Genomic DNA, 26501 nt, shown 5'->3' with positions numbered 1-26501 from the left:
TCTAAAGAATTATATCATATGATTTTATAAACTAATGGGAAAAATCTTTCTCTAAGTGGATTTTTAGACCTTACTCTTAAAACAGGAGGGATTTGTTTCCTTTTATATTCGCTCTTTTCTACTTTTTCAATTACAGTTTTCACAAGCTCTTCTTTATATCCCATTTGGAGAATTTCTTCCATAGGTTTGTTTTCATCTACGTAAGCCTTTAGTATAGGATCAAGAACAGAATAAGGGGGAAGAGAATCTTCATCTTTTTGTCCTGGTCTTAATTCTGCAGAAGGAGCCTTGGTAATTATGTTTTGAGGTATAATTTCTTTTTCTTTGTTTATATAATTTGCAAGTTCATACACAGTGGTTTTATATATATCTCCAATAACTTCTATGGCTCCTGCAGTATCTCCATATAAAGTACAATAGCCTGTGAGCGCTTCCGATCTATTTCCTGTAGCAAGGAGGAGGTATCCTTCCCTGTTAGATATAAACATTAAAACATTACCTCTTATTCTTGATTGTAGATTTTCTTCGGCAACATCCATTACAGGTTTTTCTGACGGATTTAATTCTTTTAGATAGGAGTAAAAAATCTCACTTATAGGAATTATTCTAAATTCGATACCTAAGTTTTGAGAGAGTATTTTGGCATCCTCTATGCTTTCTTTAGAGGTGTAAATAGAGGGAAGACTTACACCAAGAACATTGTCTTTTCCTAAGGCTTCTGTGGCTATACAAGCTACAAGAGCAGAATCTATGCCCCCAGAAAGCCCTATTACAGCTTTTCTAAAGCCAGATTTTTTTATAAAATCTCTTAACCCCATGACAAGGCTGTTATATAGAAAGGAAAGGTCTTCATTTTTGTGGAGTATTGGGAAAAGACTTTCAAGGTCTATTGTTTTAATGTCTTCGTTGAAGATTTCTCCTTCAAAAATTACAGTTCCTTCTTCAGAAATCACAAGACTTCCTCCTTCAAAAACTAACTCTCCATTTCCTCCTACCTGGTTAATATAAATAACTTTTTTACCTAAGTTCTTTGCAAAATTAGATATTTTTTCAATTTTTTCTTTCCTTTTTCCAAAGTAGTAAAAAGAGGAGGATACTATAAGAATTAAATTAGAGTTTTTAAGGTAATCATTAAACCCTGAGAAATCATAGGAAAAGAGAGTATCATCACTTATTAATATTGCGATCTTTTTATCATTTATTTCTATATATTCCGGCTTTGCATCCTTGGAGAAATAATCATTCTGACCTAACGGATCATTTGAGAAATAGAATTTATCAATTCTTTTTATTACTTTATTTTCCTTTATCCAATATACACTGTCATAGGTTTTATTATTTTCAAAATAGGGAGCTCCTAAAAGAATATTTATGGAGAATTTTTCTTCTAAGATTTTTTGAAGTGCTCTTTCTAATTTATCTCTAATAATTCTATTCTTTAAGAGATCAAAAGGGGGATATCCCAACAAGGAAAGCTCTGGAAAGATAATCACGTCACTTTTATCGGAAATAGCTTTTAATATGGCATTTTTTATCTTTATTAAATTTCCTTCTATATCTCCAATAGTGGGATTTATTTGAGCTAAAGTGATTTTCATTTGCTTTTTGCCTCCTTATCTAAAGTTAGTAGACTGTATATTCTTTCTACAGGAGCTGGATGGGAATAATACCATGTGCGGAATAAGGGATCAGGATAAATGTTGGATAGATTTTCTTTTATTAATCTCTTAAGAGCGTTGATTAGGGGATAAGGAGTGTTAAGAATTTCGGCAGAGAATTTGTCTGCTTCATATTCAAATCTTCTGGATATGGCATTCACTAATGGAGTTATGAAATAGAATAGAGAAGAAATGAACATGAAAGAATATAGAAGTATGGTAAATTCTTTTTTAATTCCGAAATATTGAGTAAAAGGAGCTTTTTTATATACTAAAAAGGTTAAGTATATATATAGAACATAAAAGACTATTGATAGAATTGATGATTTGGTGATATGTCCCTTCTTATGATGTCCTAATTCATGGGCAAATATGGCAAGTATTTCTTCTTGGGGATAGGAGAGTATAGTGTCATATAGTACTACTCTTCTTGTTTTTCCAAGACCAGTAAGGTAAGCGTTTTGTTTTTTTGTCCTTCGAGAAGCATCCATGATAAATACATTACTTATTTTAAATCCATTTTTATCTGCAATTTCCATTATTTTATTTTTCAGTTCTCCCTCTTCTAAAGGAATAAACTTATTGAAAAGAGGGGCTATGAGTACTGGATATATGTAAATCATGAAAACCTCGAAGAAAATTACCACAAGAGCAAACTTCCACCAGAAATTTGGATCTACTTTTATTATGTAAAGCAAGAGCGAGAGAATTGGGGTACCTAAGATTACCGATATTATAATAGACTTTATGATATCCAAGATAAAGGTTTTTACAGTCATTGTATTAAATCCATATTTCTGTTCTATAACAAAAGTATCGTAGATTTGAAAGGGTAGGGATAAGATTAAGTTTATAAGTCCAGAAATTGCAAAGAATAGAAGTCCTTGAAGAACAAAAGAAGATGTAATAGAAGATACAAAATTCTCAATATAGGGATAAAGGAAAAATAAGAAGACTAAAGTAATTACTAAATCAAAGGCCTGACTGATAAAACCAAATATGGTATTATCCTTTAGATAGCTTTTAGCTTTTTTGAAATTTTCCTCCGTTATTATATCCTTAAGTATGTCAGGGATTTCTTTATGAGATGTGGCATACTTTAGGTTCCTCCAGCTAAGATAAGCATGAACGATTTCTTTTCCTATTATAAATATTAAAAAAATCCAAAGAAACATATTTACCTCCTATTTTTAAAAACCGCTACGGATGATTATATTATAGTTCTTTGGAAATGAAAAAGAGGGAGACGCAATGTCCCCCTCTTTTTTATAGTACAGGTAAATAGGTTTCTAATTCATAGGTAGTAACTTGTTTTCTATAATTGTCCCATTCTATCTTTTTGTTCTCTATAAAGTTTGTGAAAACATGATCTCCTAATGCTTTTCTTACTAATTCACTTTTTTCTGTTATTTCTATGGCCTCAATTAAGCTTCCAGGAAGGCTTTCTATTCCTCTTTTTCTTCTTTCTTCTTCGGTCATATGATAAACATTTTCTTCTATAGGCTCAGGAAGAGGATATTTCTTTTCTATTCCTTCGAGACCTGCAGCAAGTATTACAGCAAAAGCTAAATATGGATTACAAGCAGGATCAGGAGCCCTGTACTCAATTCTTGTTGCTTCTTCCTTTCCAGGCTTATACATAGGAACTCTTATAAGGTCAGATCTATTTCTCATAGCCCAAGATATATAAACAGGAGCCTCATATCCAGGTACTAATCTCTTGTAAGAATTTACCCATTGGTTAGTAATAAGGGTTATCTCTTTTGCATGTTTTAAAAGACCTGCGATAAAGTGTTTTGCAGTATCAGAAAGATGATATTTATCGTTAGGATCAAAGAAGGCATTTTTGCCATTTTTGAATAAACTCATATGAACATGCATTCCAGATCCATTTTGGCCAAAGAGGGGTTTAGGCATAAAAGTGGCATAAACTCCATTAAGATATGCTACTTCTTTTACAGCCAATCTTGCTGTCATTACAATATCTGCCATAGTTAAAGCTTCTGCATATCGAAAATCTATCTCATGCTGAGATGGAGCCACTTCATGATGAGTAAGTTCTACCTCAATACCCATTTCTTCCAATATTGATACTGTTTGATGTCTTAAATCAATAGCTTCATCTCTGGGTATTAAGTCAAAATATCCTCCCCAATCTAAAACTTCAGGGTTAGAGCTTGGAGCTTTGAGATAGAAGTATTCTAATTCAGGTCCTACATAATAAGTAAAGCCTAATTCTTTTGCTTTTGCAAGCATTCTTCTTAGGACATTTCTGGGATCTCCTTCAAAGGGTTTTCCGTTTGGTTCTAAGATTGTTGCAAACATTCTTGCCACTTTTTTGTCTTTAGGTCTCCAAGGAAGGATGGTAAAGGTTTCTGGTTCAGGAAAAGCAATCATATCACTTTCTTCTATTCTTGTGAATCCTCTAACAGAAGAGCCATCAAAACCCAATCCTTCTTCGAAGGCCTTTTCTAACTCATGGGCAGTTATAGTAAAACTTTTTAGGTACCCTAAGATGTCTGTGAACCAAATTTCTATGAAGTAGACATTATTCTCTTTAACATACTTTAAAACCTCTTCTTTTGTCTTTGGAAAACTGTTTATCATCTTTTTTCCTCCCTTTAAAAGTGTTTTATAACTTTATTTTATGTCTTATTTTTGAAATTTTATCACAATATTATAAAGGAAAAATTAAATTTGAAAGATGGCTGTTTATTACCGCTTTCCTAAAAGAGTATTTTTATATTCTATGAGCGATAACGAGTTGTATTTTCTTGTATAATATTTTTTAAAATGCAAAAAGGGTGAAGAGTATGAAAAAAAAGAATTTGATTACTATAAAAGACATTGCAAAAGAAGCTGGAGTAAGTCCTACTACAGTTTCTAATGTCATACACAAAAAATATGAGCATGTTTCTGCTGAAACAGTAAGGAAGATTGAAAAAATAATAGAAGAAAAAGGTTATGTGCCTAATATGCTTGCACGATCTTTAGTTAAAAGAAATTCGAAAATAGTAGGGGTCATAAATTGTTTAATACCTACTGCAAGGGGGAGTTTTATACAAGATCCATTTCATACAGTTTTCTTAGGAGGAGTTGAGAAGGAATTAAGTAGTAGGGGATATTTTATTATGTTGCGTACAGTAAACAATAAAGAGGAATTAATTGCTCTTTTGAAAAATTGGAATCTTGATGGAGTAATAGTTACAGGTATTTTTGAGGATGAATTTTATGAGACACTTTTAAAAACGGAAATTCCCGTAGTACTTATAGATAGTTATGTGGATGGTGACAAGTTCTTAAAAGTTGGCCTTGAAGATTTTAAAGGGGGTTATTTGGCTACAAAATATTTGATAGAAAAAGGACACAGGGAAATTTTATTTGTATCTCCTAAGATTAAGCCTAAGGGAGTTTTGGAAGAAAGATTGAAGGGGTATAAAAAGGCTTTAGAGGAATTTGGTATTCCCTTTAAAAAAGAGAACGTTTATGAACATGGGACAAGGGTAGAAGAATGTATAGAGTTGGGAAGAAAGTTGAGTGAAAGAAAAGACTTTACTGCCATATTTGTCACTGCAGATATTATGGCTGCGGGGATTATGAGTGGACTGATTGAGATGGGGGTAAAAATTCCTGACGAGGTATCAATTGTGGGATTTGATGATCTTGACATAAGTCTCATAACTTCGCCAAGACTTACGACTATCCATCAAGATGTTGAGAAGAAGGGAATAATCGCTGCTAAAATGCTTGTGGATTATCTTGAAGGAAAGCCTATTAAAGAAAGAACAGTGATATTGCCAGTTAGAATTGTCGAGAGAGAAAGTGTGAGATATTTTGCTAAAAATTGAGAAAAATTTTAAAAATAGGAGAAAAGTATAATATAAGTTGCAAAAGTTTGTTTTTTATCCTTATAAAAGTGATTGAAGTTTTCTTTAAATTAATTTTAAACTTAATCAAGTTTAACGTTAAAGTAAAAGATCTTTACCTATAAAGAAGGAGAAAGGGGGTTATTAGATAGTAGTTTAAAGTTTAACGTTCAACTTAATATAATAAAAACTTGTTTTTAATTTTCCAAATTTAATTTAAGTAGGGAGGTATTTAAAATGAAAAGGTATATTTTAGGTATTTTAATTATGCTTTTACTTTTTACTTTTGTTTTTGCAGATGACGATTTTATTGTGGCAACGAAATTTGAGGAACAGAATGGGGAAGGTTATTGGGGACCATATGGTCCAGCTTATAAATTAGAAAAGGGACTATTGGTTTTTGATTCAAGTATCGAAAATGCTTGGATGACCTTAAATTTTAAAGATGATTTTATGGAAGCAGAGGACTATAGGTACGTGGTAATTACTATTAAAGCTGATGATCCAAAAGATGCACAAAATATAGTTATGACTCTTGGAAATTTAAAAAAGACTTTTACTGATTGGGGAATAACTCTATCTACCGAATTTAAGACCTATGTGATTGATTTATTTGCTCATGGTTTAAAAAATTGGGGAGATGGTACTAAAGCAGAACCTGATCTTGCTTTTAATAAAGCAGGAGCTGTGAAGGCTAAGATATATGTTAAAAGTATGATATTAACTAATAATCCTGAGAAATATGTTAAATAGGTTAAAGGGAGTTTAAGGAGGCAAAAGTTATGAAGAAGTTTCTTATATTTTTCTTACTTTTGCTTTTGATATTTAACGGATCGGAAATTTTTGCTCAAAAAAAGATAGTACTGAAGCTTGGAATGTGGCCTGAGCCCACATTGAAAAGTGACATTGAGATGTTTGAAAAATGGAAAAAAGAGTTTGAAAAGAAATATCCTAATGTGCAAGTTGTTCCAGCTACATACAAGTATTCTCCTGATACTTTTGTACCTCTTGCTGAATCTGGTAATCTACCAACTATTTTTGAGACATGGTTTACAGAACCTCAAAAGCTTATTGCAGGTGGTTTTGTCAAGGATATAACCAATGAGCTAAAGAAAAAGGGATGGGATAGTTTAATGAACCCATCAGTAAAACAAATACTTTCTAAAAATAATAGGATCTATGGTGTTCCAAGGGATGCCTATGCCCTCGGTATGTATCTAAATCTTGAACTTTTTGAAAAGGCTGGTTTAATGAATCCTGATGGTACTCCTAAATATCCAAAGACATGGGATGAATTGGCTAAATTTGCAAAAATTATAAAGGATAAAACTGGTAGTGCAGGTTTTTGTCTTCTTGCAAAAGATAATGCAGGGGGATGGCATTTTACACAAATAGCATGGAATTTTGGAGCTAAGCTTGAGATACAAAAAGATGGAAAATGGTATGCAAATTTAAATTCTCCTGAGGTTGTTGCAGCAATGAATTTTGTTAAGGATTTGAAATGGAAATATAATGTCTTAACCGATGATCCCACTAGTGAAGACTGGGGATCTGGTTTCGAGGCTATAGCAACTGGAAGAGCTGCAATGTATCTTGGAGCTCAGGATGCTGTAAACCAGCCTACTCAAGTCTATGGAATGCCTCTTGATAAACTTGCTATTGTCCCTGTTCCAGCTGGCCCTAAAGGGCATCAGTATTCTCTCATGGGTGGTACTCCTTATATGTTCAGCGCTAAAGCAACCTCTGATGAGATTATGGCTGCTCTAAACTTCCTTGAAATTATGGGGAAGGCTCCTGTAGTGACTCCTGAATCTCTGGCAGGAATGAAGGCAGATGCAGAAAATAGAGTAAAAAATGGAGTACCTGTAATTCCTTCTTTTCCGGCCTGGATTGCAAAGGATTGGCTTAAGGCTCAGGAAGAGATAACAAAGCAATATAGGAATGTAGACATGAGACTTTATAATGATTACTATAACTGGATAAAAAAGCCTAATGTCTTACGTCCTGAAGAACCCTATTTAACCCAGGATATGTATGCTGAGTTAACGAAAGTATTACAGGCTGTGGTAACTGATAAAAACGCTGATGTGAAGAAACTTCTTGATGTTGCAAATAGCAATCTACAAAAGATGCTAGACATGTATGTAAATAAGAAAAAGTAAAGTATGGGGAGCACTTTTTGTGCTCCCCATATTCTTTAGGAGGAAGGTAAGATGTTTAAAAGACATAAAAAGGATATAGCTGGATGGATAATAATGGCCCCTTCTATTATTCTTTTTGTCTTTTTTCTGTGGGAGCCTCTTTTGGCGAGCGTGGTGATGTCCTTTTATTCGGCAAAGGGTATCAGATTAGAGAGGTTTGTAGGTTTTCAAAATTATATAGAAGTTGTTCAACATCCAGATTTTAAGGCTGCTTTCTTTAATACTTTTTTATATACCTTTTGGTCCTTAGTTATAGGTTTTTTAGTACCTATAATCCTTGCCATTATTATTAATGAAATTATTCATTTTAAAGGATTTTTTAGAGTATCCGTATACTTACCCAACGTAATTCCTGGTCTTGCAGTAGCAATAATGTGGCTATACATATATAGGGCAGGTAAGACAGGGCTTCTGAATATACTTCTTGGAAAATTAGGTTTTCCTCCCCAAGCATGGCTTACAAAATCTCATTTAGTTATTCCTCTTATAGTACTTTTTATGACCTGGCGTTCAGCGGGAGCAACTACTCTTATATATTTGGCAAGATTGCAAGGAATAGATCCAGAGCTTTATGAGGCTGCTACTATAGATGGTGCAGGTATATGGGCAAGATTAAAGTATATCACTCTTCCTCAAATATACAATTTAGCAAGGACTCTTCTAATTCTACAAATAATTTTTGTATTTCAGGTACTTTATGAGCCATTAGTCCTTACTAATGGTGGACCTAATAACGCATCAACTACATTGATGCTTCTTGTATATAAATATGCTTTTGAAAAATTTGATTATCCTAAAGCTGCATCTATCTCTGTAATTATTGCTTTGATTCTTCTTCTTTTGACTACAGTGTATAACAGACTAGTTAAGGTAAATGAAGAATAGTTTATGGGGGTTAAGATGAATAGGTTGTTTTCTTTAAAAAAAGATTATGGTTTATTGAGAACTTATGATTTTAGGAGAAATTCTGTAAAGTTTTTATATCTTTTGATATATTTAGTGGGTTTTATTGTGGTATTTGTAGCTGTATTTCCTATCATATGGACTATACTTTCAGGCTTTAAAGATTTAAGAGAGTTTGTTAATGAGCCAAGAATTCTTCCTAAATCTTATGATATAAATAAATTTATTGAGACTTGGAAACTCCTAAATTTCAGCAAATTTTATCTTAATTCCTTCATAGTAGTGATTGGAAGTATAGTTTTTGCTGTTGTTGGTAATGGACTACTAGGCTATGCTCTTTCTAAGATAAAACCTAAGGGGTACAAACTTATCTATTATCTTTTATTATGGAGCCTAATGATTCCTACCACAACGAGTATTGTCCCTCTTTTTATAAACATAGTGAGATTGGGATTACAGGGAAGTTTTATACCTTTGTGGCTTTCAGCTGGAGCTAATGCTTTTTTTGTGATACTTTATAAGAACTTTTTTGACTCTATCCCTCAATCCATTATAGAGGCTGCAAGAATAGATGGAGGAGGAGAATGGTCTATATTTTTTAAAGTTGTTTTTCCCTTGAGTTATCCAATAAATACGGTGATCACCATATTTACTATAAATAGTGCTTGGTCAGATTTTCTATTGCCATACCTGCTCCTTAACAATACAGGAAAAGAGACGGTGATGGTAAGGTTGTTTCAATTTAGGACTAGTGTTGCTACCGATGTGGATATTATAAGAGCTGTTACTTTTTCGATAATTCCTCCCATATTGCTTTTTGCCTTTTTCCAGAGATATATGATGGAGGGAATGACTCGAGGAGGAATAAAAGGATAAGTTTAGGAGGTGCTTTTTATGAAATCTTTTAAATTTTTCTCTTTTATAGTGCTGTTCTTACTTCTAAATTTAATCTTGGAGGTAAATTTTGCTCAAAATTTAACAGAGCCAAAACTTGTGATCTATGAGGCACCTAAGACTATGAAGCCTGCAAGTGATATAAGAGTTAAAGTGGGGGGACATGAAGTTTTTGTATATGATATTCCTGTAAATCCCAATAGAAGATGGCTTGGAAATGAAGAAATAAAGCTTTCTTCGACTCCTATGTGTTACTTTGATTATGAAGGAGGAAAGTTAAAAATTGAGATATCTACAACAAAAGACGTAAAGAGTTGTAATGTTTTGCCCTCTTCGTATAGTATTAAACCTATAATAAGTGGAAAAAATATAACTTTTTATATTGAAGAGCCTGGATTTTACACCGTAATATTCAACGACTCTCCCGATAGGGCTCTCCATATATTTGTAAATCCTCTTGAAAAAGATGTTCCTGATAAAAATGATCCGAATGTTATTTATATAGGGCCTGGAGAATGGACCATAGAGGATATTCCTTTACAAAGTGGACAGACTCTTTATATCTCTGGAGGAGCAGTACTTCACACCTCAGTTCATGGAATATTTTTAAATAACGTAACTATAAGGGGAAGAGGAATTATTGATGGGAGTATATGGAAAAATTGGCTCACTCCTGGAGAGATAGCAAGAGTTCCTATCAACCTGAGGAATAGTAAGGGAATTACTATAGAGGGAGTTATAATCACTAATCCAAATGCCTGGGCATTAAACTTATTTGAATGTGAAAATACAGTAGTTAAGAATGTAAAGATAATTACTGCAAGACAAAATGGTGATGGTGTAACTATTCAGTCTTCAAGGAATATTAATGTTTCTGATTCTTTTGTAAGAAGTTGGGATGATAGTCTTGTGGTTAAAAATTACTCTGGAGATTCGAAATTTATAAACTTCAATAATATACAGATATGGACTGATCTTGCACAATCTATGGAGATAGGTTATGAGACTAATAAAGGACAGAAGGAAAATGCTGTAATCTCTGATATTAGCTTTAGAAATATTACAGTTTTATATAATTTCCATAAACCTGTAATAAGTATTCATAATAGTGATGATGCTCTTGTGAAAAACATATATTATGAAAACATAGTGGTGGAAAATGCTCTTATGGGACAAGGAGATGCAGGAGAAAATAATCAATTGATTGATTTTGCAGTACTTGCTAGTCAATGGTCTTCTACAAAGGAAAGAGGAAATATAAGAAATGTAAGTGTAGAGAACGTTAGAGTACTTAGAGGAAATTTTCCTCCCTCAAGGATTATTGGTTATGATGAAAAGCATACTGTGGAGAATGTATCAATTAAAAACTTGGAGATTTTGGGCAAGAAAATTAAGTCTCTTGAAGAAGGAAGGTTTAAGATAAATCCTTTTGTCAAAAATATTAATATAAGTTTTACTGGAGAAATACAAACTTCAGTTAGAAAATATGATCCTAATATACTGAAATCTCTTTCTAATATTAAGCCTGAGTATGTTAGGCTTGTCAAAACCCCAGAGCAAACAGAGTCTCAAGTTCCTGAAAGTTTCAAGAATTTCCAGCCTATAGTTCCTGAAAAACCCTCAGGAGTGAACGTAGCTCTTAAGAAGCCTATTACTGCTAATGGATTTCAAGATGTTTATAGAGAAAGATATGCTAATGATGGAAAGATTAAGAGTTATTGGGAAGGAAAGGCGAATTCTTATCCTAATATAGTCACCGTTGATCTTGAAAAAGTATATAAGATACATACTATAAGGATTGCTTTAAATCCTGATAGAATATGGAGTAAGAGGATACAAACTTTTGAAATTAAGTATAGTTTAGATGGTAATGAATATTTTACTCTTGTTCCCAAAGCAGATTACATCTTTGACCCCTTCACAAGTAATATTGTGGATATTAAGTTAAAAGAGCCTACAGAGGTAAGATTTGTCCAAATTATTTTCTATGCAAATACGGGGGCTACAGGAGGACAAATTGGCGAATTAGAGATCTATTCTGACGAAGTAAAGGAATAAAAAATTAAGAAGGGAGTAGTAAGGTTATATGATAGAGAAATTAAAGCCATGGTCAAAGATAAATTCATGGGAGAAAAAAGGAGAAAGTTTATTATTAAGAGGTGAGGAAGATTTAAAAATAGAGGTCATTAATGAGAAGGTGATAAGATTTCACTTTTCTAAAAATAAAGAATGGAGACACAATTATTCTTTTGCCATAGAAAGAGAAATATCTAAGATAGACTTCGTAGTAGAAGAGAACGAAGAGGATATAATATTGTATACAGGAATTCTTAAAGTAGTTATAAATAAGAATTTTCCTAATATAAAGATTTATGAGAAAGAAAAACTTATTCATTCCGATTATCAGAATTATGGATACGCAAAATATAAAAATAAAGTATTCTCCTTAAAGAGTTTTCATAAAGAAGAGGCTTTTTTAGGCCTTGGAGAGAAGATGGGAGGACTTAATAAAAAAGGGAAAAAATATGTGAATTGGAATACTGATGATCCTCATCATTATCCTAATACAGATCCCCTTTATCAGTCTCATCCTTTTCTCCTCGCTTGGAATAGTGAATTTTCTTATGGAATCTTTTTTGATAATACCTTTAGGACATATTTTGACTTAGGAGAAGAAAGTTCTGAGTATTACTGTTTTTATGCTGATAATGGAGAACTTGATTACTATTTTATCTATGGCCCAACCCCTAAGGAGGTAATTGAAAATTATACCTTTCTTATTGGTAGATATTATATGCCTCCCCTCTTTGCTCTCGGATATCAGCAGTCAAAATGGGGATATAGGAATAAAGAAATGCTCATGGATATTGCGAGAAAATTTAGAGAAAAAGATATTCCTTGCGATGTTCTTTACTTAGATATTGATTATATGGATGGGTTTAGGGTTTTTACTTTTGATGAGGAAAAGTTTCCTAATATAAAAGAAATGATAAAAGATCTTAACAAAATGGGATTTAAAGTAGTACCAATAGTGGATCCAGGAGTTAAGAAGGATATTAATTATGAGGTTTATAGGGAGGGAATCGAAAAGGAATGCTTCTGTAGAAGGTCTACAGGCGAAATTTATACAGGATATGTCTGGCCTGGAGAATGCGTTTTTCCTGATTTTGCAAAGGGGAGAGTTAGAGAGTGGTGGGGAGAGAAACAAAAAAAGTTGATTGACGCAGGGGTTTCTGGTATATGGAATGATATGAATGAGCCTTCGTCTTTTCCTCATCCTGTGGATAATTTTTCAAAATCTTGGGAAAGGCATAGTACTTTTTGGGGAATCTTCTCTGATCATACCGATGAAGTATTTTATGAGAAGACTTTTCCTAAGGATGTATTGCATGGGGAAAGAGGAGAGTTTACCCATGATGAAATTCATAATGTTTATGGACTTTTGATGGCAAAGGCAAGCTATGAGGGGTGGAGAAGGGAAAATCCTAATATAAGACCATTGATAATTACGAGAGCAGGTTTTTCAGGAGTACAGAAATATTCAGCAGTATGGACAGGGGACAATAAGAGTTGGTGGGAGCATCTCTATGTAAGTATTCCTATGCTTCAGAATCTTGGAATATCAGGAGTTCCCTTTATTGGTGCAGATGTAGGAGGATTTGGTCTTAATTGTTCTCCAGAACTTTTTGTAAGATGGATTGAGCTTGGTATTTTCTATCCCTTTTTTAGGAATCATTCAGAGTTAAATACAAGACCACAAGAACCGTGGGCATTTTCAAAGGAGGTAGAGGACATAGCAAGGAATTATATTAAGTTAAGATACAAACTTATTCCATATTTTTACTCTTTGTTTTGGGAGGCAAAAGAGAAAGGTATACCTCTTATAAGGCCTTTAGTTCTCGAATTCCCTAATGATAGAGAGTCCATCTATAATTATGATGAATTTATGTTGGGACCTTTTATGCTTGTTGCTCCTATTTATCGAGAAGGAGTGAGGGCAAGATTGGTCTATTTGCCTCCAGGTATATGGTATGACTTTTGGGGAAATGAAAAGTATGAAGGGCCTAATTATATTTCAGTGAAGGCTCCTCTTGGTAGGATACCATTATTTATTAGAGAGGGAAGTATAATTCCTCTTTGGGAGGTCCAATCTTTTGTGGGAGAAAAGAAACAAGAGATTTTAGAACTTCTTGTTTATCCTGGAAAGGGTGAATTTATGTATTACGAAGATGATGGTATATCATGGAGTTACGAGAATGGAGAATATAACCTAATAAAAATTGAAGTAAATGATGGAAAATTGGAAATAAAGTATCTTTATAAGGGATATAAATCGGATAGAAAAATGTTTAAGGTAAAGTATCTTGGAAAAGAATTTCTTTTAGAAGATAAAGATTATATAAAATTAGACTTATAAAAATAATAGTCTTAAATAGGGAGAGGGTATTTATAAGCCTTCTCCCTATTTTTAAGTAATAGTATTCCCTCTTTTAACTTTTTTCTGCTTCTGTTGTTATTTCCCTCTCTTGACAAATAAATAAAAAGGTTATATATATGAATTTAGAATATAGGAGGGAGTAAAAATGAAGTCAACAAGAAAATGTAGGACAAGGGTTACAGGACTTTCGCCTACTTTTTGGTTAAGAGCCTGGATAGTTGTCTCTCTCTCAGAGAGAGAGCTTCATGGTTATGAGCTTATTTCCTCTTTAAGCGAACTCTTTCCTAATCTTCTCTCTCCAGGCATAGGTGGTATGGGGAGAGGGTATAGAATTTTAAAGGATCTTGAGGAAGAGGGAATTATAATTGGAAGATGGGACGTAGAGGGTACAGGTCCTGCTAAGAAAATATATAGACTTACTTCAGAGGGAGAGAAGTTAAGAGAGGATATTATAAAGCATGTTGAGGAGATGCAAGATTATATTAATAAGTTTCTTGAGTTAACTTCGAAGAGATTTTAAAATTCTTCAAGCACTGCAATGTAAGGTAGATTTCTATATTTTTCTTTATAATCAAGCCCATATCCTATAACGTAATAGTTTGGTATTTCAAAACCTTTGTAATCTACCGTTATATCGATTATTCTTCTTCCGGGACAGTCAAGTAATGTACAGACTTTTATGGATGAAGGATTCTTAGCTTGAAGATTTCTAATTAGATAGGAAAGGGTTAAGCCTGTATCTACAATGTCCTCTATTATTAAGAGATCTTTTTTGTATATGTTTACATCAAGATCTTTTATTATCCTCACAATACCTTGACTTTCTCTAGAAGATCCATAGCTTAGAATGGATATGAAGTCTAAAACAAAAGGTATACTTAAGTTTCTTGTAAGGTCTACTGCAAAGTATACAGCTCCTTTAAGAATACAGGCGAGAACTAAGTCTTTATCCTTATAATCTTTGCTTATCTCTTCTCCTAATTCCTTTATTCTTTTTTCTATTTCTTCTTTTGTAAATAAAATTTTGCCGATTTTTTCCATGCTTTTATCTTATTTCTTTTATTCCAAACTTGGCAAGGAGTTTTTCGTATTCTTTTCCATAGAATAGCTTTATTTTAACATTAGGATATAATTCTTTTAATTTCTTAATTTTTTTTAGTTTTTCACTCATAACCCTTGGTTTTTGGAGTGTTAACTCAATGTAGAGATCAAAATCTGGAAGATAAAAGTCCGGAGTAAAAGACTCAATGATATTCCCTTCACTGTCCCATTCTAAAGGGAAGGTCCTTGGCTCGTATTCCCATTTTATTTGATAAAAAGATAATATTTTTGCAAATTCTTCCTCACTTTTGTTGGCAAAATTAGGTTTTGTAGGAAGTGGAATTTGTTCAAGTAAGATTTTAGGAATTTCTTTTTTCTCAACGATTCTTAAAATCATGTCTTCTATTTCGGGAGGAGTAAAAGCTGAACGATCGATGGCTAAATTGTATAAATAGGGATTTTTCCAGTTATTACCAAATATTACATTATAAAAGATTTCTCTTTCAAAGTCTTTCTCTTTTATTATCTCAAAGGCTTTCTCTTCAGGGAGAAGATATTTCTGAGCTAAATATTTTATTCTAAATTCTAAAGGTGCAAAGATGTTTAAATGAAAAGCATAATCCTCATCTTTAAATAGAAATTGTCCTCCTCTTCCCAATAAAAATAAGATTGAATCTTTTTCTTTAATTATTTCTGTTATTCCTTTTTTTATATACTCTTTATAATTTTCTATAAATTCCTTGTCTTTTCTCTGAAATATTAACTCTTTTTCTTTTTTTATTAATTCTTCTACATTTATGTTTTTTTCTTTAAGGTGATTTAAAATCTTTTGTTTATTAATGATTTCTCCATTTACTTTTTTAGCAACTCTTTCTACAATTTCATCAGCATCGGTGCCAAAATCTCTCGATACAGTGACAAGTTTTATTTTATTCATCTTCTACATCACTTCATAAAATAAATTATATATATCTTCTTCTTTCACTGGTCTTATGTTATTTTCCACATTAAATTTGGCTTCCATAGTCCTCTTTACTAAGAGATCGACGTCTAATTCTTCTCTAACTACTTGAGATATTTTAGTTGGAAGATTTAATTTTTTTATCAGTTCTTCTACTTTTTCTGCAGGATCTCCTTCAAAGAAAGTTTTTAAGAATTTATATTTTTCATCCGAAATAAAGGGAGCATTAAACCTTAGATAGGCTGGAAGTAAAATTCCGTTTGCTATTCCATGGGGAATCTTATAAATCCCTCCTAAGGGTCTGGACATAGCATGAACTAAGGTGGTTTTGGTATTGTTTATAGCTACACCAGCCCAAAAAGCTGCATAAGCCATCTTTTCTTTAGCACTTTCTGACTGCTTTAATACTGCTTCTGGTAAAAAGTTATATATGTCTATTATGGCAGATTTAGAGAAGCACTCTATCATAGGTGTAGAATTTCGGGATAAATATGATTCTATGGCATGAGAAAAAGCATCTATTCCTGTTGAGGCTGCTACAAGAGGAGACATGGTAAAGGTTAACTCTGGGTCAATAATGGTTAAAGTTGGTATCAAGGCCTTTCCCATAATTATGAATTTATCCTTTGTACTTTCATCAGTTATTACTGCGAATCTTGTAGCTTCACTTCCGGTACCTGCAGTGGTGGGTATGGCAATTATGGGAAGGGCGTCTTCTACTTCTTTCCCCCTTGCATCAACTGGACTTAACTTAGTCTTTATTCGAAAGGCAATGATCTTTGCCATATCCATTACACTTCCTCCCCCGATTCCCACAATTCCATCAAAATTATTACCTGTTATTCTATTACAGATTTGAAAAACTACATCTAAATTTGGTTCGGAGGGTATGCCAGTTATTACTATCACATCAAGGTCATTCTTTTTAATCTCATCCATGATTTTGTCTAAATGTCCACTTCTTTTGAGGGATGACTCACCAGTGAGGAATAAAAATTTATTTCCAATTTTTTTTAGTTCACTTCCTATGTGTGATATACTCCCCCTACCATATATTATTCTCTTAGGAAGCTCTAGTATATTAGTCATTAATGAAAAAGCCTTCCTCCCTTTTAATTTTATACAAAGAATATTATAATATACTTTAACAAATTCTTAAAGGAGTATGAAAATATGAAGAGAATAGATAAAATTGTGGAAGTACTTGGAATTTTGAGTCTTTTTATGAGTTTTGGGTTGTTTTTGTATGCGTTAATTTTCTTTATAAATTATCGTTATTAGGTATATAAATGGAAGAAGACATTCTATTAAATCCGCCCGACGAAAAAACAGTATTGAATAGAGCTATTTCTATAGCTGTGCTTTTTCTAAGAGCACAAGCAGAGGCTATTTATTCTTCTTCAAAAGATGAAGAGATTTTAAAAATTGAAAAAAACTTTTTTGATGAGGTTAATGAGTGGATTGAAGATGAAGGAATTAAGAGTATCTTAAGTGAAAGAGAAAAATTACTTTTTGGAAAAGAACTTGGTAAATGGGAAGAAATAGAAGTTTTTCTTTCATTAAGTTATTTGGAGGATTTAGGAATACTTCTATGGGCTCTTTCTTTTATTGATAAGCTTCCTCCTTATGAAGAAGGATTTAAATTGGTTGATGTTATAGGTTTAATTCCAGTTTTAAAAAGCATAAAGGAATTTGAAAAAATGGCAAAACTAAGAAATTATAAAGAACTTATGAGGGAGAGGGAGATTGCAGAACTTTGGTATTTTAGATGGAAATTGGGGAGAATGATGAAGGAGAATTATAAGCTGGAAGATGGGAAGTCTTATGAGGAAGCCATAAAAATTTTAGCTAAAAAGGCTCTTGATTTAGGAGCAATAAAAGAGATTTTAGAAAATGATTTTTCTGTTAAGGGTAAACCATTTTCTCTTCTAGAAGGAGAGGATTACGTATATATATCCAATATAATCATAGAGAGATATTTGACCCTTAATTGGCTTTGTGGCTATTATAAAAGTTGGGATGAGAGAAAGGAGTTTTAAGATATCACCTCCAATTTTACTGGAGAGAATAATCCATAGGGATAGAATACATAATCAGAGGTATAATCGTCTCCTTCTACTCTAAAAGCTTGGGCACTTACGAAGGATATCTTTTGGGCTCTATGATGTAAGGAACCAAGCATATTTCTTAGGCTACCATATAAAATTAATTCTATTTTATTTTCACCATTATTTATAAAGTTAGTGATATCCAGTTTATGAGATCTCCAAGGTATAAAACCACATTCTTTTCCATTTATTACTGCTTTTATTAAGGTGGCTGAAAAATTATCTATAGAAAGTAGTACTATATCATTTTCACTTTTTGTTATATTTAGGTTTTGCCTATAAAGCATTCTTCCAGCATAATGAGGATAACCTTGATGTACCCAATCTCCTAAGGATATAGTTTTATTCTCCTCTAATATCTCTCTCTTAAGGCTTACAGCAAAATCACCTAATAGATAAAAGTCTTCAAGTTCAGTGCTATTTTTATATTCAAGAATAATGTGTATAATGTTTTCTCCTTCTTGTATATTTTCTAGTGGTATTTTTTTGAAATTCTTATCTAAGTACCATCCCTTTTCTATTTTTTCTATCTCTTCTCCATTCACAAAGATTTTTTCTATATCTTTGAAATTTTCTGTTAAGAGATAGATCTCTTTATCTGGAACTTTCTTTACTTGGAATTTTAGTTTTAACTCTACCCTTGTATTATCATTGGGATGAGTATTATTTATCCATTTCCATCTCTGGACCCCATTATTGTAGTCAATATTTATCATGCCTAAGTTCTCTCTTATTCTTCTCTGAGCGATCCATATAGGTATTTCTTCTGACCATTCCCCTCCTATTTTATATTGGCAGGTATCAAGGGTAAGTATGTTTGGATCTAACCTTTCTACCTCAAAAGTTGGTTCCAAATATATGGTTTTTTTCACTTCTTTAGGCTTTTTTATTCTTATTGTTTCTCCCGGGTACATTACATAAAGTTTGGATTCAGCGGGAGCAAATTTTACTCTTATGTGTTGATAGCCTTCAGTGAACATTGAGAATACATCTCTAATCTCTCCTGTAAAAGGATCCCACTCCTCAATTCTTCCTTCTCCGTGGAGGTAAATGTCTACATCATAACCTTTTTCCCTATCATTATTTACGATAAAAAATATTTTTTTACCGTTAAAGATTCTTTCCATGTATAAAAATTGTTCCACTTCTTGACCTACCACATCTCTTATGGAAATTCTTCTTGGTAGAATATTTTCGATATTTTCTGTAAGAGTTTTTCTTCCCTTTAGAATTATGATGTTGGGGTGACTTATTAGTTTATCCAAAAGATCTTTATTTTCCTCTCCCTCTATATATTCTGGTAGAGGTTCTAATAGGATTACTTTTCCATCATTGTCTAAGAATTCTAAGAGAAGGGAAATAGTAGATTTCCTTAAAGTTAACATCTGGGGTAAGATTACTACTTTGTATTTTGCTTTTCCAACTATAAATTCTTTTTTCTCTTTGTCCACTCTGCCATATTTTTCTATAATGGACTCGTCTCCTAAATCAAAATCATAGTGTATTCCTAAAAGGGCAGAGATAATGTTTTGAAATTCTTCTCCTCTTTCTTTGGGAATACTTTTATCTTTTCCGTTAAATTCACACCAACTACTTTCGATAGGGTGAATAAGAAGGATATCTCTTATGGGATTTCCTAAAGTGAGAATATAGGATAGTCTTGCAAAATAGTCCTCTACTATATTTTGATATTCCCAGGATGGGTTGTGATTAAAAGAAGGGGGATAGTCTCTTTTTCTACAGCCTCTTAGAGAATACAAGAATAAATGTTGGCATCTTATATTTACTCCAAGGGCATATTGCCAATCTCCTACATGTTTTTGTCCTTCAAAAGTAAATTCCCATCCAGTACATCCATAGGTCTCTGATATTACCTTTTCTTTACCTAATTGGTTTGCTACGCTTGATGCTTGTTTTACCGTTAAAAATTCATATCTTACCTCAGTTAATATATCAATTCCTGGAATATCTAAGTATTCATAGTGGGGCATTATAGATCCTGAGCATAGTATAATATGGGGAAATATGTTTTCTTCTAAAAAATGCCCTGTAAAAAGTATATTATGCTCTTTACACCAATCAGAGATTTGTTTTGTGTAACTTTCTACAAAAAGTTCCGATATTGTTCGCCAAAAATCGTACCTTGCTTTTATCGATTTTTCTCCATTGAGAAATACATAAGGGGCTATTTCCCAAAAGTCATATCCTCGTTTTTCTTTAAAAAATTCTGGAAATATATCAGTGTAAGGTAAAACGTATTCAGTATCAAAACCTCCGCCCCAAAGATAAGGGTAGATATTAGGTTCGTCAGTGAATATACCTTTTATTGTCTTTCCAAACTCATCTTTAAGTCTCTCATAATATACCTCGTGGGTAGTTTTTATGAAAGCATTTACACTTTTTGGATTCAGATTATCAGGTGGAGAATCTCCATTGTACCAATCAGTTTTAGGAGCAATAAACCTATATAAAGCAATTAAGGATTCATCAGGAGATAAGTTAATATCTTTATTTTCTATTTTTTCTAAAGAAAATATTCTTTCTCCAATGATTTTAGCTTTGTATATTGCTATTTCATCTCCTTTTAATTCGTTGATATCTTTAAGAATCTTCATGGCTAAAACTTTTGCCCTTCCCTCATCTCCTACTTTTTCTGCTACTTTCCCTCCTGCAAAACCTGATGGCCATCTATCTTCATCATATAACCAAGGATCGATGTCTATTTCTTTTGAAGCTTTTACTACATCTTCTATGCATTTTAGCCATTCCTCTCCCATATATTCTGTTTCTAATCCCACCCGTGAATGCATAAAAAATCCGCCAATTCCTTTTTCTTTAAACTCTTTTGCTTGTGCAATGAGGTCTTGAGAGATTAATTTATCATTCCAAGACCAGAAGGGTATTGCTCGGTATTCTTTTCCAGGATTTTTAAAATATCTTTTTACATCTTCCATTTTTTATCCCCCTCTTATAATATTTAAAATCTTTTCTGCTATTCTTCTGGAGGCACCCTTTTCCCCCATTCTCTTTCTCCCATTTTCATATACTTCTTTTAGAATTTTCTCATTTTTGTATATTTTTTTAAAGATCTCAGGAACGTTTTCAGGATTTTCCGCTATAAAAAGAGAAGGACCGAGTAGTCTTTTTTGAGCATAAGCAAACTTTTTTGTGTACTGAGGCCCTTTCCCGGGAATTGCTATTGCAGGCTTTCCTAAACCTACAAACTGCTCTGTTGCTGTTCCTGCCATACATATTCCAATTTGGGCTTGATGTAGGCATTCGTTGAATAGATTGGTAAGAATAAGATAATGATCTTTATAGCTGTACATTGAATAATCTTCGCTGGAGTTTACGTAGAGGAAATTTTTCTCTTCGAGAATTTTTCTAACTTTTGGCAGGTTTAAGTTGGGAGCTAAAGCTATGAGAAATAGAAAGTTTTCTTTAATATCAGAATGAATAAGGGATAAAATACTTTCAGTTAGAATCTTTAAATTGGCATAGGCCTCTGGAGTTCTTGATCCTGGAAGAATAAGCACTTTGAAGTAATCTCTAAATGGGCTAAGATCTAATTTGTTTGTAGGATCTAAACCATCCATCATAGGATTACCTAAGTATTCAGCATTTATTCCAGACAATCTTAAGATATTATAAGATAATTCATCTCTGGGAAATATCTTTAGAAGTCTCTTATTTTTCATAAGATAATACTCTAAAAGATAGGCTTTTGGGGCTATTTTTGTTAATTCTTGTGGATTTATATTTCTATACTCATAGTTTTCCTTGAGAACATAATAAACAGATTTTTGAATGCTTACAAAAAAGAAGGATTTTTTAGATAAAACTGCCAAAGCTAAGGGAATCACATCTCCAACTGCTATAATAAATCCTTCTTTCTTTGCCCATTTCTTCATACTCTTTATTTGTTGGTAATGAAGACTTAATAGTCCTTCTTTTATATCCCTGAATAAGCTTTCTATACTGCTTAGAAATCCACCTGATGGGGTTGATTTATGAGGGCCTATTATGGGGATGTGATTATTTATATATAGCCTGCCCTCTCCAACTATAGGAAGTCCTTCTATGTTTATTGAGGGATCGATGTTTAGAATTTCTTTGGCAATATTGACTGCTACATAATCTTCTCCATATCCGTTGCTTATGAACAATATTCTTTTCATTTTTCCTCTGTTTAAGCTAAAATCTTATAAAATTCTAAATTTCTATGGAGCGTTTTGTCAAATAGAGCACTTTTTATTTAAGAAAACGTTTACAGAAAGTTTTAGGTTTGATAAAATATATTTTTAAAAGGAATAAATTAGAGGTGGTAAATAATGATTACCATAAAAGATGTGGCAAAAGAAGCCGGGGTAAGTATAGCTACTGTTTCAAGAGTTTTAAATAATTCTCCAAAGGTAAGTGAGGAAACTAAGAAAAAAGTAATAGATGCTATAAATAAACTGGGTTACTCGCCTAGTTTTGTTGCTAGGAGTCTTGCTACAAAAACTTTGAAAACTAACGTAATTTCTATTTTTGTACCCTTTTTTACCAGAGATTTTTTTGTGGAAGTTTTGAGAGGAATAAATAATGTGATCTCTAAGAGTGATTATTCGATTCACCTTTATAATGTGGAGAAATTAGAGGATAAGGAGAAAATTTTTACAAAAGAAGTTTTTAATAGATGTGATGGAATGATCTTGGTTTCTTTTGAACTTAAAAAGAAAGAGGCAGATTTTTTGAAAGAGATAGGAAAACCTGTAGTATTAGTAGACAGTTTTCATCCTGATTTTCCTAGTGTTTATGTAGATAACAAAAAGGGCGCATATATAGCAGTAAAATATCTTATAACTACTGGTAGGAAGAATATAGCTTTTGTTAGTGGAGCTATTCATGATCCTCTGGGTTTTATGGCAAGTTATAAGAGGTATGAAGGGTTGTTACAGGCTTTGAGAGAAGCCAATTTGGATTTTAATCCTCGTCTTCATATACAGACAGGTTTTTCATGGGAAAAGGGTTATAGAGCAGGAAAGACTCTTCTTAATAGAGGTATTCCTTTTGATGCGGTGTTTTGTACTTCAGATATTCAAGCTATGGGAGTTATGAGTGCCATAGTTGAAAGCGGTTTGAAGGTACCCGACGATGTGGCTATTATAGGTTTTGATGATATATCTGATGCTAGGTATTTGGGTCTTTCTACTGTAAGACAACCTATGACTGAGATGGGAGAAGTTGGAGCTAAAATTTTACTTGACCTCCTCTTAGGTATAGAATCTTCTTTTACTCATATCGAACTCCCCTTAGAACTTGTTATAAGATTAACCTCTTGACAAGTTGTTTTTCCCTGGAATATAATTCCCATGTAAAGCGCTTACACAAGGGGAGGTGAAAAAAGGGAAGTTCTTGATTTTATTTAATTTTGTTGTCTTTAGGGCTTTCTTTTATTTAAATTTTCTATAGGGGGAGGCGAATAAAGTGAAAAAGTTTTCAATCCTATTGTTATTCATTATTTTACTTTCCTTGTTAGGCTCTTCTATAACATTTTCTCAGGTTCTTCCCAAATTACCAAGACATGAAACCCTAATTGTAGATGCCTTACATGGAAGACTTGCAAATCCTAAAGATTTTAATTTTTGGAAACCTGGGGTTTCAGTTGGTAATGGAACTCAGCAGATGCTTCTTGATGGATTGTGGTACTTAGATCCACAAACTGGTAAGACAATAAATGCTCTTGCTTTATCTGCACCAGTTTATGAAAATAACTTTAGAAAGATGACGGTAAAACTAAGAAGTGGGATATACTGGAGTGATGGAAAACCCTTTACCGCTGATGATGTAGTATTCACGGTGACATATTTGATGAAGCATCGTGGTATGTCCTATAGTGATGTTTTTAACAGATATGTTTCTAAAGTTTATAAGAAGGACAACTATACAGTAGTTTTTGAGTTAAAAGAGTCTGTTCCTGCTTTTCATTATCTATTTACTTCTATTGTTTATTCTACGTGTTATATTATGCCTAAGCATGTATTTGAAAAGGTACAGGATCCACTGAAGTTTGAGTTTAATCCTCCAGTCTCTCTTGGCCCCTATGTATTAAAACAATATGATCCCCAGGGTTATTGGTGGCTATTTGAAAGAAGATCGGATTGGAAGAGAACAAGTGTAGGTCAACTTTATGGAATGCCAAAACCAAGATATGTATTGTTCATCTATTATGGTCCAGATGAAAAGAAGGTAATGTCTCAAGCTCAACATCAATTAGACTTGATCTTTGATTTAACTCCTGAGGCTTGGGAGATTTTGAGGAAGAGTAACCCCTATTCAAGGGTTTGGTATAAAGATTTTCCATGGGCATGGATGGATGATGTTAGAGCAAGAATTATGGCTATGAACTTAGAAAAAGCACCATATAACAATAAAGACGTAAGGTGGGCTCTAACTCTTGCTATAGATATCGTAGATGTAGTAACTTCTGGGTTTGATGGTATTGCAAGAGTAAATCCATTGTGGATTTGTGCCACAGAATCTTTATTGAAAGAATACTATTTACCTATGGAAGATTGGTTGAAAAACTTCGCTCTTGAAGATGGGTTTAAGCCATGGGATCCCACAGTTCCCGATAGAATTGTAGAGTATGCTAAAAAGAGAGGATATACTTTCTCTGGAAATCCAAGAGAGATATTTGGAATTGGTTGGTGGAAATATGCTCCTGACGAGGCTGAAAAACTCCTTACCAAGAATGGATTTAAGAAAGTTGGAGGTAAATGGTATCTACCTGATGGAACACCTTGGAAGATTACCATAACTGCACCAGCCAACTTTGAAATTCATGCTACAAGACTTGCCTTTGCTGTAGCAGATCAATGGAGGAAATTTGGAATAGATGTGAATGTAGAAACAGTAGAAGCTGGTCCATTCTGGAATAAGTGGAATCTTGGTGATTTTGAAGTTGGATCTTACTGGGGAGTACCTGCTACTGATTTCTACAATTTTGTACAAGGCTATCATTCCAGGTTCTTAAAGCCTACAGGACAGGTTGCTACAGCAGGAAACCAAATTAGATGGAAGAATCCAAAACTTGATGCACTACTTGACCAGCTTGTCAATCTGCAACCTGAATCTCCTAAAGCAAAGGCTATAGTTATGGACATATTGAAGCTTTATGTAGAAGAGATGCCTGCTCCTGTATTCATAATTAACCTTAAATTCAATTCTCAAGATCATTACTATTGGACCAACTTCCCAACTTCTGATAATTCCTATATGGCACCAGTTTGGTGGTGGGGTCAGTTTAAGTTTATCCTACCATTCATACAGCCAACAGGAAGAAGATAATTTGGAAAATTTTTTGGGGGACATCTTTTGGGATGTCCCCCCTCTTTTTTAAAAGAAGGAGGGAATTAGTACTAAATGAATTTTTTAAAAAGATATATAATACCTAGATTGATTCAGTATTTTGTAGTTATTTTCATTGGAATTACAGTGGTATTTTTGGTTCCAAGACTTACGCCCCTTGATCCTGTAGTAACGGTATTAAATAGAATGACTGCTTATGGGGCTCAATATCTTGATCCTTCAGCAATAGAAAAACTTAAAGAGACCATGATGGAGCTTTACGGGTTAAAAGGGAATATCTTAGAGCAGTATTTGAAGTTTTGGGGTAGACTTCTTAAAGGGGATTTTGGGCCTTCTCTTTCTATCTTTCCAACTCCTGTCATATCCATTATCATGAATTCTTTGCCTTGGACAGCAGGCCTTTTAATTACTGTAGCTTTACTCTCTTGGATTATAGGAAATATCCTAGGAGGGCTTGCAGGATATTACAGTGATAGAAATTGGGCAAAGATTCTGGGGCTTTTGGCTATGACCATATATCCAATTCCTTATTATATTATGGCTTTAGTCCTTCTCATCCTTTTTGCTTATCTGATTCCTTTATTTCCCATGACTGGAGGGTATAGCGTAGGTTTAACTCCTTCCTTTTCTTTGGAATTTATTTTAAATGTAATTAAACATGCCTTTTTACCTGCCCTTTCTCTCATTCTTATAGGGATAGGTTGGTGGTTTTTAAGCATGAGGTCTTTAACTTCTACTATTGTTTCTGAAGATTATGTGGTATATGCACAAGTTATGGGGATTCCATCTCGAAAAATACTTTTTCAGTATGTAATGAGGAATGCCCTCTTACCTCAAATAACGAATCTTGCCCTTCAGATCGGTGGTATATTTAGTGGTTCTTTGATAACAGAGACGGTTTTTTCCTATCCAGGTCTTGGCCAGATGTTATATATGGCAATAAATAATGGAGATTATAACTTGATTATGGGAATTGCGGTATTCTCTATTGTAGGAATTGCAACGGCAGCTTTATTAATAGATCTATTATATCCATTATTTGATCCTCGGGTTAGGTATAGATGAGGAGGTAATAGAT

Annotated in this window: 20 protein-coding genes; 12 read left to right on the top strand and 8 right to left on the bottom strand. The window is 33.2% G+C overall.

What is annotated here, in order from left to right; genetic code table 11:
• Positions 1-14: 14 nt before the first annotated feature.
• The 3 genes from DICTH_RS09230 to DICTH_RS09220 all read right to left on the bottom strand — a co-directional run bounded on the left by DICTH_RS09230 (position 15) and on the right by DICTH_RS09220 (position 4265).
• A complete protein-coding gene (locus DICTH_RS09230; protein WP_012546924.1) occupies positions 15-1598 on the bottom strand; it encodes an NAD+ synthase in 1584 nt (527 codons plus the stop codon).
• Positions 1595-2833, bottom strand: coding sequence for a M48 family metallopeptidase (locus DICTH_RS09225; RefSeq protein ID WP_012547452.1), 1239 nt, complete (start codon positions 2831-2833; stop codon positions 1595-1597). The genes DICTH_RS09230 and DICTH_RS09225 overlap by 4 nt, the downstream gene beginning before the upstream one ends.
• Positions 2834-2924: 91 nt before the next feature.
• A complete protein-coding gene (locus tag DICTH_RS09220; protein ID WP_012548729.1) occupies positions 2925-4265 on the bottom strand; it encodes a glutamine synthetase family protein in 1341 nt (446 codons plus the stop codon).
• A 206-nt stretch (positions 4266-4471) separates the two neighbouring features.
• Between DICTH_RS09220 and DICTH_RS09215 the strand changes: the two genes are divergently transcribed.
• The 8 genes from DICTH_RS09215 (at position 4472) to DICTH_RS09180 (ending at position 14480) form a co-directional block, all read left to right on the top strand.
• Positions 4472-5506: a LacI family DNA-binding transcriptional regulator gene (locus DICTH_RS09215; RefSeq protein ID WP_012547628.1), complete on the top strand. Its 1035-nt coding sequence runs from the start codon at positions 4472-4474 to the stop codon at positions 5504-5506.
• Positions 5507-5761: 255 nt separating this feature from the next.
• Positions 5762-6277 (top strand): hypothetical protein, encoded by a 516-nt coding sequence (locus DICTH_RS09210; RefSeq protein WP_012547023.1) that lies wholly within the window; start codon positions 5762-5764, stop codon positions 6275-6277.
• A 29-nt stretch (positions 6278-6306) separates the two neighbouring features.
• On the top strand, positions 6307-7686 hold the full coding sequence (locus DICTH_RS09205; RefSeq protein ID WP_012548524.1) for an ABC transporter substrate-binding protein: 1380 nt from the start codon (positions 6307-6309) through the stop codon (positions 7684-7686).
• A gap of 51 nt (positions 7687-7737) precedes the next feature.
• Positions 7738-8610, top strand: coding sequence for a carbohydrate ABC transporter permease (locus tag DICTH_RS09200; protein WP_012547280.1), 873 nt, complete (start codon positions 7738-7740; stop codon positions 8608-8610).
• Between the two features lie 15 nt (positions 8611-8625).
• Positions 8626-9504 (top strand): carbohydrate ABC transporter permease, encoded by an 879-nt coding sequence (locus tag DICTH_RS09195; protein ID WP_012547812.1) that lies wholly within the window; start codon positions 8626-8628, stop codon positions 9502-9504.
• Positions 9505-9522: 18 nt separating this feature from the next.
• Positions 9523-11580, top strand: coding sequence for a discoidin domain-containing protein (locus DICTH_RS09190; protein WP_012548465.1), 2058 nt, complete (start codon positions 9523-9525; stop codon positions 11578-11580).
• 28 nt (positions 11581-11608) lie between these two features.
• Entirely contained in the window at positions 11609-13939 is a 2331-nt protein-coding gene (locus tag DICTH_RS09185; RefSeq protein WP_012548044.1) for a glycoside hydrolase family 31 protein, read from the top strand.
• A gap of 166 nt (positions 13940-14105) precedes the next feature.
• On the top strand, positions 14106-14480 hold the full coding sequence (locus DICTH_RS09180) for a PadR family transcriptional regulator (RefSeq protein WP_012548014.1): 375 nt from the start codon (positions 14106-14108) through the stop codon (positions 14478-14480).
• On the opposite strand, the gene hpt is transcribed toward DICTH_RS09180, so the two are convergent.
• From hpt to DICTH_RS09165, 3 genes are read right to left on the bottom strand one after another with little or no spacing between them, the layout of a single operon-like run.
• Positions 14477-15001, bottom strand: coding sequence for a hypoxanthine phosphoribosyltransferase (gene hpt, locus DICTH_RS09175; RefSeq protein ID WP_012547340.1), 525 nt, complete (start codon positions 14999-15001; stop codon positions 14477-14479). The genes DICTH_RS09180 and hpt overlap by 4 nt on opposite strands.
• 4 nt (positions 15002-15005) lie before the next feature.
• Entirely contained in the window at positions 15006-15938 is a 933-nt protein-coding gene (locus DICTH_RS09170; RefSeq protein ID WP_012547308.1) for a cytidylate kinase family protein, read from the bottom strand.
• Positions 15939-15941: 3 nt separating this feature from the next.
• Positions 15942-17051 (bottom strand): iron-containing alcohol dehydrogenase family protein, encoded by a 1110-nt coding sequence (locus DICTH_RS09165; RefSeq protein ID WP_012548687.1) that lies wholly within the window; start codon positions 17049-17051, stop codon positions 15942-15944.
• A 200-nt stretch (positions 17052-17251) separates the two neighbouring features.
• Here DICTH_RS09165 and DICTH_RS09160 point away from each other — a divergent pair, with 200 nt between their 5' ends.
• Positions 17252-18001: a DUF4272 domain-containing protein gene (locus DICTH_RS09160; protein ID WP_012548677.1), complete on the top strand. Its 750-nt coding sequence runs from the start codon at positions 17252-17254 to the stop codon at positions 17999-18001.
• On the opposite strand, the gene DICTH_RS09155 is transcribed toward DICTH_RS09160, so the two are convergent.
• Together DICTH_RS09155 and DICTH_RS09150 are read right to left on the bottom strand one after the other, a co-directional pair.
• Positions 17998-21024, bottom strand: coding sequence for a glycosyl hydrolase (locus DICTH_RS09155; protein WP_012547011.1), 3027 nt, complete (start codon positions 21022-21024; stop codon positions 17998-18000). The two genes, DICTH_RS09160 and DICTH_RS09155, sit on opposite strands and share 4 nt — an antisense overlap.
• A gap of 3 nt (positions 21025-21027) precedes the next feature.
• A complete protein-coding gene (locus DICTH_RS09150; protein ID WP_012547785.1) occupies positions 21028-22248 on the bottom strand; it encodes a lipid-A-disaccharide synthase-related protein in 1221 nt (406 codons plus the stop codon).
• A gap of 153 nt (positions 22249-22401) precedes the next feature.
• Between DICTH_RS09150 and DICTH_RS09145 the strand changes: the two genes are divergently transcribed.
• The 3 genes from DICTH_RS09145 (at position 22402) to DICTH_RS09135 (ending at position 26488) form a co-directional block, all read left to right on the top strand.
• Positions 22402-23394 (top strand): LacI family DNA-binding transcriptional regulator, encoded by a 993-nt coding sequence (locus DICTH_RS09145; protein WP_012548427.1) that lies wholly within the window; start codon positions 22402-22404, stop codon positions 23392-23394.
• A 145-nt stretch (positions 23395-23539) separates the two neighbouring features.
• Positions 23540-25402 carry an ABC transporter substrate-binding protein gene (locus DICTH_RS09140; protein ID WP_012547360.1) on the top strand — a complete coding sequence of 621 codons (1863 nt, stop codon included), beginning with the start codon at positions 23540-23542 and terminating at the stop codon, positions 25400-25402.
• Positions 25403-25477: 75 nt separating this feature from the next.
• A complete protein-coding gene (locus DICTH_RS09135; protein WP_012546959.1) occupies positions 25478-26488 on the top strand; it encodes an ABC transporter permease in 1011 nt (336 codons plus the stop codon).
• Positions 26489-26501 lie beyond the last annotated feature (13 nt).

Origin of the sequence: Dictyoglomus thermophilum H-6-12 (assembly GCF_000020965.1) — a bacterium.
GTDB lineage: Bacteria > Dictyoglomota > Dictyoglomia > Dictyoglomales > Dictyoglomaceae > Dictyoglomus > Dictyoglomus thermophilum.
Note: the sequence above shows the minus strand (reverse complement) of the source record. Positions and strands in the feature narration are given on the sequence as shown.

Excerpts from the sequence above, each read along its gene's own strand:
- DICTH_RS09195 (WP_012547812.1), top strand. The coding sequence starts at position 8,626 with ATGAATAGGTTGTTTTCTTTAAAAAAAGATTATGGTTTATTGAGAACT.
- hpt (WP_012547340.1), bottom strand. The coding sequence starts at position 15,001 with ATGGAAAAAATCGGCAAAATTTTATTTACAAAAGAAGAAATAGAAAAA.
- DICTH_RS09170 (WP_012547308.1), bottom strand. The coding sequence starts at position 15,938 with ATGAATAAAATAAAACTTGTCACTGTATCGAGAGATTTTGGCACCGAT.
- DICTH_RS09155 (WP_012547011.1), bottom strand. The coding sequence starts at position 21,024 with ATGGAAGATGTAAAAAGATATTTTAAAAATCCTGGAAAAGAATACCGA.
- DICTH_RS09160 (WP_012548677.1), top strand. The coding sequence starts at position 17,252 with ATGGAAGAAGACATTCTATTAAATCCGCCCGACGAAAAAACAGTATTG.
- DICTH_RS09145 (WP_012548427.1), top strand. The coding sequence starts at position 22,402 with ATGATTACCATAAAAGATGTGGCAAAAGAAGCCGGGGTAAGTATAGCT.
- DICTH_RS09230 (WP_012546924.1), bottom strand. The coding sequence starts at position 1,598 with ATGAAAATCACTTTAGCTCAAATAAATCCCACTATTGGAGATATAGAA.
- DICTH_RS09180 (WP_012548014.1), top strand. The coding sequence starts at position 14,106 with ATGAAGTCAACAAGAAAATGTAGGACAAGGGTTACAGGACTTTCGCCT.
- DICTH_RS09165 (WP_012548687.1), bottom strand. The coding sequence starts at position 17,051 with ATGACTAATATACTAGAGCTTCCTAAGAGAATAATATATGGTAGGGGG.
- DICTH_RS09190 (WP_012548465.1), top strand. The coding sequence starts at position 9,523 with ATGAAATCTTTTAAATTTTTCTCTTTTATAGTGCTGTTCTTACTTCTA.
- DICTH_RS09205 (WP_012548524.1), top strand. The coding sequence starts at position 6,307 with ATGAAGAAGTTTCTTATATTTTTCTTACTTTTGCTTTTGATATTTAAC.
- DICTH_RS09200 (WP_012547280.1), top strand. The coding sequence starts at position 7,738 with ATGTTTAAAAGACATAAAAAGGATATAGCTGGATGGATAATAATGGCC.
- DICTH_RS09215 (WP_012547628.1), top strand. The coding sequence starts at position 4,472 with ATGAAAAAAAAGAATTTGATTACTATAAAAGACATTGCAAAAGAAGCT.
- DICTH_RS09135 (WP_012546959.1), top strand. The coding sequence starts at position 25,478 with ATGAATTTTTTAAAAAGATATATAATACCTAGATTGATTCAGTATTTT.
- DICTH_RS09210 (WP_012547023.1), top strand. The coding sequence starts at position 5,762 with ATGAAAAGGTATATTTTAGGTATTTTAATTATGCTTTTACTTTTTACT.
- DICTH_RS09225 (WP_012547452.1), bottom strand. The coding sequence starts at position 2,833 with ATGTTTCTTTGGATTTTTTTAATATTTATAATAGGAAAAGAAATCGTT.
- DICTH_RS09150 (WP_012547785.1), bottom strand. The coding sequence starts at position 22,248 with ATGAAAAGAATATTGTTCATAAGCAACGGATATGGAGAAGATTATGTA.
- DICTH_RS09185 (WP_012548044.1), top strand. The coding sequence starts at position 11,609 with ATGATAGAGAAATTAAAGCCATGGTCAAAGATAAATTCATGGGAGAAA.
- DICTH_RS09220 (WP_012548729.1), bottom strand. The coding sequence starts at position 4,265 with ATGATAAACAGTTTTCCAAAGACAAAAGAAGAGGTTTTAAAGTATGTT.